At 42.8% G+C, this 12,734-nt stretch carries 1 protein-coding gene; it reads right to left on the bottom strand.

What is annotated here, in order from left to right:
• Positions 1-21 precede the first annotated feature (21 nt).
• The gene (locus AC3B5S_RS05610; RefSeq protein ID WP_489790175.1) at positions 22-12,552 is read right to left on the bottom strand and encodes a DUF1542 domain-containing protein; all 12,531 of its coding nucleotides are present in this window, start codon (positions 12,550-12,552) and stop codon (positions 22-24) included.
• Positions 12,553-12,734: the final 182 nt, after the last annotated feature.

Genomic DNA, 12,734 nt, shown 5'->3' with positions numbered 1-12,734 from the left:
AAGAATTGCTTTTCTTTGGTTCTAGTCACTTAAAACATTTTGTTGTTCAACCCATTCGTTAGCGGCAACTCGGTAATAAACATGACCATTAACAATTAATTGGTAATCATAACGCCATGCATTAGTATTCGCTAAGGTTTGAGTGGTCGATTTAACCATTAAGCTTTTGGCCGCATCATAAACATAAACTGCAACATTAGAATTATTCACTGCTAATGTGCCCACTTTTTTATTAATAACCATAGCTTGTGGTGTCCAATTAATATCAGAAGCTGCCAAGTATTCATTTGGTGCAACTTGGTAATAAGCCTGACCATTAATCATTTCTTGAGCACCATTAGTCAACCACTGAGTACCAGCAGTCAAACTGCGGTTAGCAATGATTTGTCCTTCGGCATCATAGACAGGAACGGTCTTTTGTGCTAAGTCTGAGCGTACGGTCAAGACTCCATCAACTACCGTTGCTTGCTTAGCCGTATTAAAGTTCACGTCACTCGCCTTCAGATATTCGTTTGGTGCCACGTGATAGTAAAGTTCACCATTAATCATGGTACGATTATTGGTCTTCCAACTAGTCTTTGCTCCGACTACACGATCAATAGCTTGACCATTTTGATCATACAAGGTCACAAAGCCCGCATTAACGTTTGGTTTAACCGTAACTACCCCAGAAATAGCAGTGTTCGTTGGTGTCGTAGTTGGTTGTTTATCTGCATCCGAATCATCTGTGCTTGGCAACGTAATGATTGGTGGTTGATTATCTAATACCATATCCCGTAATAAAGAATTAAAGTTTTCAATACCAGCAATTCCATTCAAGGCCGCACCCGTATTCGTAGTACTATCATTCACTTCTTGTTGCGCTGCAGCATGGTTATCAGCTAACTGTTGTTTTAACTGATCCTTCTTAGCTTGAGAAATATGCAAATCATCAATTTGCTTATTAGCCGTTGCTAAAGCCTGATCTAAAGCTTGGTTGGCATCTGCTTTGGCTTGATTGACATCACTAGCAACATTTTGAACGGTCACTGCATGAATTGCTTGAATACCTTGATCACTAGCGATATGCACAGCTGCTGAAGACTGAGCTTGCTTGACTTGCAATTTGGCTTGATCAAACGCACTTTGGGCATTAGCCAGTAAAGCTTGCTTTTTATCATCGGTTACTGTCATAGCATTGATTAACTGATTAGCGTTAGTCAAAGCATTTTGTAACGCTGCAATGGCATCAGTTTGCGCTTGCGCTAAGTTGTGATTAGTATTGGCTGCTACCAAATCATTGAGCGCTTTAGAACCTGCAGTTTGCGCCGTTGTTGCGGCAGTAATTTGTGTAGCCTGATTAATTGCCGTCAGTGCTTGATCATAAGCTTGTTGAGCTTGCTGTATTAAAGCAGTCTTTTGCTTAGGTGCTAAGTTCATAGCATTAATAGCCTGATTAGCCGCATTCAACGAAGCTTGCAAATCGTGTTGAGCATTTAACTTGGCAGTTGCTAACGCATCAGCGTCAGCCTGTTGGGCGCTAGTCACAACCGCAGTCAATTGTTTTACACCGTCAGTTTGCGCTGTCGTTACAGCCATTGGTGTTTGAGCCGCATTTACTGCTGAAATTGCAGCATCATGCGCTTGTTGAGCTTGACTCTTGAAGTCTGCTTTTTGCTTAGCCGTCAAGTTGGATAATTGATCAATTATCGCATTAACTTGAGCTAGCTGATCAGCTAAAGCTTGTTGGGCAACAGTTTGGGCATTAGTCAATTCAAAAGCAGCTATAGCAGTATCGGCAGTTGTAGCAATTTGCTTCGTACCATCAGCTTGGGCTGCCTGCAAATCAGTTGGATTATGTGTGTCATTAACTTTGGTTTTTGCTTGCTCAACAGCAGCTTGCACTTGTTGTTTTGCAGTGGCTTTTTGCTCGGCTGTTAAGCTGGAAGCATCAATTTTAGCATTGGCCGCCGTTTGCGCATTGGTTAATTCTGTCACTACGGCTGCTTGAGCTTGGCTTAAAGCATAAGCATCAGAACCTTCTGCGGTGTCCAAAACTTTGTCAATATTCGTCTTACCTTCATCTTGGGCGCTGGTCACATCAGCAACCGTCTTTGCCGCATTAACTGCCGCTATTGCAGCATCATGCGCTTGTTGGGCTTGGTTCTCCAGGTCAGTCTTTTGTTGATCCGTTAAATTCTTGAGTTTATCGATTTGTGCATTGATATTCGATAATTCAGTATCTAATTTTTGCTGAGCAGCTGCTTGGGCATTGGCTAATTCACCCGCGGCAATGGCAGCAGCACCGGCTTGGGTAATTGCAGCCTGACCGTTATCTTGTTCTGTGGCTAGATCAGTTGGGTTAGTAGCCGCATTAACTTTAGCAGCAGCGACATCATAAGCGTCCTGAACTTTTTGTTTAGCAGCTTGCTTTTGCTCATCACTTAAGCTAGAAGCAACAATCTTATTATTAGCAGCTTTTTGTGCAGCAGACAAAGCAGCTAAAACGTCAGTCTTACTATTTTGAAGTGCCGTAGCATCAGAAGTATTGGCAGTATCCAAGACTTTGTCAATGTTCGTCTTACCTGTATTTTGTGCGTTTGTCACATCGCCTACATTCGTTGCCGTGTTAACTGCCGTCATCGCATCATCATGAGCCTTTTGTGCTTGCGCTTTAGCAGCAGACTTTTGATCAGCTGTTAAGTTCTGTAATTGATCAATTTTACCTTTAACTTTATCCAATTCAGAATCTAAGGCCGCTTTAGCTGCTGTTTGCGCGTTCGCTAATTCACCCGCGGCAATGGCATCAGCACCGGCTTGAGTAATCGCATTTTTGCCATCAGTCTGTGATTTGTTCATATCAGTTGGATTAGTAGCACTATTAACTTGGGCTGCTGCTGCATCATAAGCGTCCTGAACTTTTTGTTTAGCAGCCGTCTTTTGCTCATCTGTCAAACTGGAAGCAGCAATCTTATCATTAGCAGCTTTTTGTGCATCACTTAATGCAGTTAAGGCATTAGTTTGGCTTTGACCCAAGGCGCTAGCGTCATCACTCTGAGCCGTTGTTAAAGCAGCACCAATCTTAGTAACACCCGTAGTTTGTGCACTAGTAACATCAGCTACTGTGGTTGAATTATTAACCGCGTTGAGCGCAGCATCGTGGGCCTTTTGCGCTTGAGATTTAGCCACGGCTTTTTGGTCAGCTGTTAGATTCTGTAATTGATCAATTTTACCTTTAACCTTATCTAGTTCAGAATCTAAGGCCGCTTTAGCTGCTTTTTGCGCATTCGATAATTCACCCGCGGTAATGGCAGCATCTCCGGCTTGCATAATCGCATTTTTGCCATCAGTCTGTGCTTTGTTCATATCAGTTGGATTAGTAGCACTATTAACTTGGGCTGCTGCTGCATCATAAGCAACTTTAACTTTTTGCTTAGCAGCTTGCTTTTGCTCATCACTTAAGCTAGAGGCATCAATCTTATCATTAGCAGATTTTTGCGCATCATTTAATGCTGTTAAGGCAGCTGTTTTACTTTGACCTAAAGCATTTTTGTCATCAGTTTGAGCAGTCGTTAAGGCTTTGTCGATGTTTGTCTTACCTGTCTCTTGTGCACTGGTGACATCAGCTACTGTTGTCGCAGTGTTAACTGCTGTAACGGCATCATTATAAGCTTGTTGTGCTTGCGCTTTAGCAGTAGCTTTTTGCGTATCCGTTAAATTCTTAAGTTGATCAATTTCATTATTAACTTTATCTAATTCATTATCTAAAGCATCCTTAGCCGCAGACTGCGCATTCGCTAATTCACCCACAGCGATGGCATCAGCACCGGCTTGCGTAATCGCTGCCTGGCCAGTACTTTGTGCTGCTTGTAAATCTGCGGGATTTGTCGCTGACTTAACTTGTTGTGCTGCTTTATCATACGCAGCTTGCACCTGTTGTTTAGCCGCCGTCTTTTGCTCAGCCGTTAAACTGGAAGCATCAATCTTGGTATTAGCGTCGTTTTGTGCCGTCGTTAAAGCAGTTAAAACATTAGTTTGACTTTGACCCAAAGCGCTAGAATCATCACTCTTAGCTGTCTCTAAAGCAGCGTCAATCTTGGTAATCCCGGTATTTTGTGCACTGGTTACGTCAGCAATGGTTGTTTCCGCATTCACGGTCTTAATCGCATTATCATGGGCTTGCCGCGCCTGATTCTTAGCAGTAGCTTTTTGCGTATCCGTTAAATTCTTAAGTTGATCAATTTCATTATTAACTTTATCTAATTCAGAATCCAAAGTATCCTTGGCTGCTGCTTGGGCATTCTCCAATTCATCAGCAGCAATAGCATTGTCACCAGCTTGCGTAATCGAAGCCGTACCAGCACTTTGGGCAGCTGCTAAATCAGTTGGATTCGTTGCTAAATTAACTTGTGCTGCAGCCGAGTTGTAAGCAGCTTGCACTTGTTGTTTGGCAACTTGTTTTTGCTCATCACTTAAGCTAGAAGACTCAATCTTGGCATTAGCAGCGTTTTGTGCCGTCGTTAAAGCAGTTAAGGCATTAGTTTGGCTTTGACCCAAAGCCTTATTGTCATCAGTTTGAGCCGTTGTTAAAGCAGCGTCAATCTTCGTAATGCCCGCAGTTTGGGCACTAGTAACATCAGCTAACGTTGTTGCCTGATTCACAGCTGTGATTGCAGTATCATACGCTGTTTGTGCTTGGGCTTTAGCAGCAGCTTTTTGGTCAGCTGTTAAGTTCTGTAATTGGTCAATTTGATCCTTGACCTGAGATAATTCAGCAGCTAATTTTTGTTGAGCTGCTGTTTGCGCGTTCACTAATTCACCCATTGCAATAGCATCAGCACCCGCTTGTGTAATCGCAGCCTGACCGTCAGTTTGTGCTTGGTCCAAATCAGTTGGGTTAGTAGCGCTATTAACTTTTTCTACCGCAGCATTATAAGCAGCTTGCACTTGTTGTTTAGCAGCTTGTTTTTGCTCATCGCTTAAGCTAGAAGCCTCAATCTTGGCATTAGCATCGTTTTGCGCAGCAGCCAAGGTATCTACAACATCACTCTTACTACTTTGAAGAGCTGCAGCATCAGAAGCACTAGCAGTATCCAAAGCTTTATCAATGTTCGTTTTACCCGCATCTCGTGCAGTTGTCACATCAGCTACCGTTGTTGCCGCACTAACCGCCGTCATTGCAGCATCACGGGCTTTTTGTGCTTGCGCTTTAGCGTCGGCTTTTTGATCAGTGGTTAAGTTCTGCAATTGATCAATTTGATCGTTAACCGTCTGTAATTCAGCATCTAAAGTGCTGTGAGCTGCAGACTTTGCATTGGCTAATTCACCAGCAATAATCGCATTATTAGCAGCCGTATTGATGTCATTAACGCCGTTGTTTTGCGCAGAAGTTAACTCAGTTGGACCGGTAGCTGCTTTAACCTTATCTATTGCTGCATTATAAGCAATTTGCACTTTTTGCTTGGCGGCTGCTTTTTGTTCATCTGTTAAAGTAGAATTATCAATTTGACTATTGGCCGCAGTTTGCGCAGTTGTTAAAGCAGCAGTGGCAGAGTTTTGACTGTTTTGAAGATCACTAGCGTCATCATTATTAGCCATATTCAGTGCTGCATTAATATTTTCAATTCCCGTCTTTTGAGCATTAGTGACATCAGCTACTGTTGTCGCCGTGTTAACTGCCGTTACAGCATTATCATGCGCCGTTTGTGCTTGGTTCTCAGCGTCGGCCTTTTGATCAGCCGTCAAGTTCTGTAATTGACCAATTTGGCTTATGACATTGGCTAAATCTGTGTCTAAAGCAGTTTTAGCAGCATCCTGAGCATTGATCAATTCACTAGCGGAAATAGCAGCAGCGCCAGCTTGTATAATCGCATTTTTACCATCAGTTTGTGCCTGGTCTAACTCGGACGGATTAGTAGCAGTATTAACTTGGGCTACGGCTGCATTATAAGCTGCTTGAACTTTTTGCTTAGCAGCAATCTTTTGTTCATCACTTAAACTAGAAGCAGCAATTTCATCATTAGCAGATTGTTGAGCAGCAACCAAAGCAGCCAAAACATCATTCTTACTATTTTGGAATGTTGTTGCATCAGAATCATTGGCGGTCTTCAAGGCATCATCAATATTCGTTTTGCCTGTCTCTTGGGCAGCTGTTACGTCAGCCACCGTTGTCGCCGCATTAATCGTCTCAACTGCATCATCATAGGATTTTTGCGCTTGCGCTTGGGCGTCGGCTTTTTGGTCAGCTGTTAAGTTCTGTAATTGGTCAATCTGATCCTTGACCTGAGATAATTCAGCAGCTAATTTTTCTTGAGCTGTCGCTTGCGCATTCGCTAATTCACCAGCGGTAATGGCATTATCGCCAGCTTGCAGAATCGCATTTTTACCATCAGTTTGTGCTTGATCCAAAGCAGTTGGGTTATTAGCACTATTAACTTGGGCTACGGCTGCATCATAAGCGTCCTTAACTTTTTGTTTGGCAGCCGTTTTTTGCTCATCACTTAAGCTAGAAGCAGCAATCTTAGCGTTGGCATCGTTTTGTGCCGTAACTAAAGCATTTAAAGCGGTAGTTTGATTTTGACTCAAGACATTATTGTCATCAGTCTGGGCCGTTGTTAAGGTAGCATCAATATTGGCAATCCCCGTATTCTGTGCACTAGTGACATCAGCTACCGTTGTCGCCGTGTTAACTGCAGTTACAGCATTATCATGCGCTGTTTGTGCTTGATTCTCAGCGTCGGCCTTTTGATCAGCGGTCAAGTTCTGTAATTGAGCAATTTTACCTTTAACTTTATCTAATTCAGAATCCAAAGCCGTTTTAGCTGCTGTTTGCGCATTCGATAATTCACCCGCGGTAATAGCAGCAGCACCGGCTTGCGTAATCGCCGTCGTGCCAGCAGTTTGTGCTGCTTGTAAATCTGCGGGATTCGTCGCTGCTTTAACTTGTTGTGCTGCTGCATCATAAGCGTCCTGGACTTTTTGCTTAGCCGCCGTTTTTTGCTCAGTCGTTAAACTAGAAGCCTCAATTTTAGCGTTGGCATCGTTTTGTGCCGTAGCTAAGGCAGTCAAGGCCGTAGTTTGGCTTTGAGCCAAGGCACTAGCATCATCACTCTTAGCTGTCTCTAAAGCAGCGTCAATCTTAGTGATCCCGGTATCTTGTGCACTGGTTACGTCAGCAATGGTTGTTGCTGCATTTATGTCTTTAATCGCAGCATCGTAGGCCTTTTGTGCTTGTGTTTTAGCGGCGTCTTTTTGATCAGAGGTTAAGTTTTGTAATTGATCAACTTGATCATTGACTTGCGATAATTCAACAGCTAATTTTTGTTGAGCTGCTGTTTGCGCGTTCACTAATTTACCCGCAGCAATAGCATCCTCACCCGCTTGTGTAATCGCCGTCGTACCAGCAGTTTGTGCTGCTTGTAAATCTGCGGGATTTGTCGCTGACTTAACTTGTTGTGCTGCTTTATCATACGCAGCTTGCACCTGTTGTTTAGCCGCCGTCTTTTGCTCAGCCGTTAAACTGGAAGCATCAATCTTGGCGTTGGCATCGTTTTGTGCCGTAGCTAAGGCAGTTAAGGCATTAGTTTGGCTTTGCCCCAAAGCCTTAGTGTCATCACTCTTAGCTGTCTCTAAAGCAGCGTCAATCTTAGTAATCCCGGTATTTTGTGCACTGGTTACGTCAGCAATGGTTGTTGCTGCATTCACGTCCTTAATCGCAGCATCATGATCCGCTTTTGCTTGAGACTTAGCAACCTGCTTTTGATCAGCTGAAAGGTTTTGTAATTGATCAATCTGATCATTGACTTGCGATAATTCAGCGTCTAATTTTTGTTGGGCTGCTGTTTGCGCATTGGCTAATTTACCTGCCGCAATAGCATCCTCACCAGCTTGCGTAATCGAAGCTGTACCCGCACTTTGGGCAGCTGCTAAATCAGTTGGATTCGTTGCTAAATTAACTTGTGCTGCAGCCGAGTTGTAAGCAGCTTGCACTTGTTGTTTGGCAGCTTGTTTTTGCTCATCACTTAAGCTAGAAGCCTCAATCTTAGCATTAGCGTCGTTTTGCGCCGTCGTTAAAGTAGTTAAGGCATTAGTTTGGCTTTGCCCCAAAGCCTTATTATCATCAGTTTGAGCCGTTGTTAAAGCAGCGTCAATCTTCGTAATACCCGCAGTTTGGGCACTAGTAACATCAGCTACCGTTGTGGCCTGATTCACAGCTGTGATTGCAGCATCATACGCTGTTTGTGCTTGGGCTTTAGCAGCAGCTTTTTGTGTATCCGTTAAGTTCTGCAATTGATCAATTTGATCATTTACCCGAGATAATTCAGCAGCTAATTTTTGTTGAGCTGCTGTTTGCGCGTTCACTAATTCACCTGCCGCAATAGCGTCAGCACCGGCGTTCGTAATGGCTGTCTGGCCAGCAGTTTGTGCTGCTGCTAAATCAGTCGGATTCTTAGCACCATTAACTTGTGTTACTGCTGCATCATAAGCAGCTTGCACTTGTTGTTTGGCAGCTTTTTTTTGCTCATCACTTAAGCTAGAAGCTTCAATCTTGGCATTAGCGTCATTTTGTGCCGTAGTTAAAGCAGTTAAGGCAGCAGTTTGACTTTGACTCAAAGCCTTAGTGTCATCAGTCTGAGCCGTTGTTAAAGCGGCGTCAATCTTACTAATTCCCGTTTTTTGAGAAGTTGTGACATCAGCTACCGTTGTGGCCTTATTAACAGCCGTAACAGCAGCATCATGGGCTGTTTGCGCTTGGGCTTTAGCAGCAGTTTTTTGCGTATCCGTTAAGTTCTGCAATTGCTCAATCTGATCATTGACTTGCGATAATTCAGCGTCCAAAGCTTTTTTAGCACTAGCTTGCGCATTGGCTAATTCACCTGCAGTAATCGCAGTATCTGCTGCATTGGCAATAGCACTTTGACCATTCTTTTGGGCCGTTTGTACAACAGTTGGGTCAGTCGCAGCATTGACTTGCGTCTTGGCCGAATCAAATGCTGTCTGTACCTTTTGTTTAGCGGCTTTCTTTTGGGCAGCACTCAAACTTGAACCATCAATTTTGGTATTGGCTGTCGTCTGTGCTTGAGTTAAAGCTGCTAAAGCGGCTGTTTGGGCCGCATTCAAAGCATCACTACTATTAGCAGTATCTAAAACCGCATCAATATTAGTAATCCCTGTTTTTTGCGCTAGAGAAACTGAGGCGTGATCAGCAGCGGCGTTCACATTCGTTACAGCATCATCGTGAGCTTTTTGTACTTGCGCTTTTAATGCAGTGACTTGAGTGGTTGTCAGGTTTTTCAAACCGTCAATTTGATCATTAACCGTTGCTAACTCAGTATCTAAAGCTTGAGTAGCAGCTAATTTATCGTTAGCCAACACACCAGTATTAATTGCGTCCATGGCTGCTTGATTCATCTGTGTTTGACCAGTTTTTTCAGCAGTCGTGGCTGCCTGGCTATCAGTAGCAGCATTAATTTTCTTTTCAGCAGCTGTATATAAATTATCGACTTGAGTCATGGCCGCTACTCTTTGCTCAGCTGTTAATTTCGACTTGCTCAATTGATTATGTGCTGCCGTTTGCGCAGCCTTTAACGCAGTAATGGCATCCGCTTTAGCCTTCGTCAAAGCGGTAGTATCATCATCTTGCGCCGTCTTAGCCACGGCATCAATTGCGGTCACACCAGCTGTTTGCGCATTAGTTATATCAGTTGTATTTGTAGCAGCTGTTACTTGAGCAACAGCTGTGTCATGTGCTTGTTGGGCTTGGGCTTTTAAAGTAGTTTTTTGCGTATCTGTTAAATTCTTAAAACCATTAATCTGACCATTAACTTTCGTCAATTCATCATCCAAGGTCTTTTGGGCAGCAGACTTTGCGTTATCTAAAGCACCCGTTGCAATGGCTGTTTGCGCCGCCGCATTAATTGCTGCTACCCCGTTAGTTTGAGCAGTATTAATTGCATCAGCAGATGTAGCCAAATTAACACTCTTTGCCGCCGTTGTATAAGCGTCAGCAACGGCTTGTTGAGCAGTTTGTCTTTGAGCATCAGTTAAGTTAGCTTTAGCGATTTGGTCATTAGCTGCTGTTTGGGCGGCTTGCAGTGCTTGAATAGCCGTATCTTTGGTGCTTTGTAAAGCTGCAGCCGCGGCGGCGGCAGCCTCTGGATCAAAGTCTAACGGTTCAATACTATCAACAAAATCCTTATTAGCTGACAGCTCTAAATGATCACCTGGTTGTAATGTATTGGCCGGGATGGCAAAAGAGAAATTACCTTGCGCATCACTTTGCGCCACATACTTAGGTGCACTATCACGCCAATACTTATCTGATGTGTCAAGCGTCCCCGGTAATGGCGTCGTTGTGCCATTACTATGTTTCACTACCACATAAATATATGCATTGGTGTTATTGGTATGACCTGATACAACCGTCTTATCTGGATCAATCGTTGCTTGGTCAACGTCCACAAACGGTCCTGCCGACACAAATTCGATTCTAGAGCCAGTTAAATCCTTACCACTTAGATCACTCACTACTGGTTGTTCGGAAGCATAATTCTCACCGACGATATCACTCGCTGCACTGGCATCTGCAGGATCGTTAATCGTACCAACTGTATCGCTACTGATATTCATGTTTAACTTATCTAGCGGACCAGAAACTGTACCATCAGCACTAATATATTTCACATCATTTAAAGCAAATTGCCCGTCACTAATTAAATGGGCATTACTATTTGTAGTGGCATCTAAGACAAAGTCTTGGGGGTTATCAATATTCACATGAGCACCCGCAATATTTAACAGCGTCGTCGCCCCTGTACCGTCAACCTGGGCTTTAAATGTCCCACCAGTTAAATTAATGGTACCGTTAGTGATATTCAAAATAGGGCCATTAAAGTCATTCATATTTTGGCCGACAATTTCAAAATCAGCTTTGTTATCAACCTGTAAGGTACCACTAATATTTACTAATCCCGAGTAAATAGAACCATTGTTTTTTATATTGACTTTGGATCCTTGTTCCAGATGTAAACTAGAACCAGATCCTAAATTAATCGCTTGAGCCGTATCTTTAGCATCATCACCAACAACATTAATATTCAAAATAGAACCAGCTTGAGCATCAATGGTTCCAGCACTACTAATATAAATTCCAGCAACATTACTACCCGAATTTTGAGCACTAAGCCCATGACTATGGGCATTAAGGTTAACAGTTGCGCCCTTTTCTAAGGTAACCGTTCCAGCCCCTTCAATATCAATTACATCATCTTTATAAGTTGTTCCAGTAAAAGTGGAGCCCTCAGTAAAGTCAACTTTCCCACTACCACTAATCTCAATGACTTGTTGATAATCATCAATTGGTTTAATTACACTATTATCGTATGGACTGACGTAACTAGGTACTGATGAAGCCGAAACATTACCCTTAATGATTACTGTTTGCCCATTGCTAGCATGAATCATCTGGGCTCCAGTATAAGAAATATTATCAAAGGTAATCGTAGGTGTTCCTTGAGGATTAACCACCCCCCAGTAGGTGGAACCATAAATATCTAAATTTTGAAAAGTAATATCCCCCGAGGTAACAACTCGATTGCCACGCATATCTAAATAATAACGATGATCATCAGCTGATTTAACAGTTACCGTTCGATTATCTCCAACGTAAATATCACTATTAGACATATCAGATGCAGTGATTGTAATATCGTTTAACAAAACAATAGTTTTAATTTTATCAATATCAGCTGAATAACCCCCACCAATATTACGAGGAGCCAGCGCGGCTAAAAACTGGTGTGCTGTACTGATATAAACCGTTCCAGTATCGTCTGGTTGTAAAGCGGGATCATCGTCGTATAAGTAATTCGCGATGTGCGGTTTCGTACTTGTAATAGAATTAGATGCACTCGCTGCTGGCGTTGCATCAGTAGCAGTTGGAGTTGTAGAAACATTTTGACTAGCATCCGCGGCTGGCGTTCCAGAAACATTCGCTACACTGGCTGGCGTTTGATCAGTATTAGTAGTTGAAGTGGTATCCGTAGTATTAGTCGTCGCTGGTGCAGACGCAGGGTCAGTTGTGGACGTAGTAGTCACATTCGTATTTGTTGTAGATGTATTATTAGCATCTGACGCCGTATTAGTCGTGGTCAAACTCGTTGCTTGTTGCACAATCGTTTGCACTTGAGCTTGCGCCGTAGCTTGAACTTGTGTGAGCTCAGTGGTGGTTTGGGCTTGTTCCACTTGAGCGGCAAATTGGTCATTGATTCCCTGCAACTGTTGTAACAAGTTGGCTTTTTGCGTAGCATCAATGGTTAAATTGTTAATCTGGCTAGTTGCCGTCTGCACACTTAAATTAATTGCATTTTTGGCCGCAATTTTGCCAGCTGCTAAATCACTTGTTGTTGCAGTAGTATCAGCAGTATTTTGATTATCCGTTGTAGGCGTTACTTGATTAACGCTATCTGGCGTGGCAGTTTCATCAGCTTGCACGCTCGTTTTATTCGTAGCCAACCACAAAGTGGACGAAAATAAAGTCACACCCATAGTTGCTAAAATTCGTTTCTTATTCATTAGTACGTTCTCCCCAATTAAGCAAAAACTATTTCAAACAATTGACAAAAATAAATTACGTTAAAACTGACTTTTCATTGTTTAACGATTGGAAAATTCCATTTGTTTATCGGCAAATAAACAAAAAAATATGCGCTTTTTACATTAGCACAATTAAATTCAAAATCCAACTCAAAAAATTG

Source organism: Bombilactobacillus sp. ESL1094 (genome assembly GCF_058107425.1).
The sequence above is the reverse complement of the archived record's forward strand: the minus strand, read 5'-3'. Positions and strand labels throughout refer to the sequence as shown.

Excerpts from the sequence above, each read along its gene's own strand:
- AC3B5S_RS05610 (WP_489790175.1), bottom strand. The coding sequence starts at position 12,552 with ATGAATAAGAAACGAATTTTAGCAACTATGGGTGTGACTTTATTTTCG.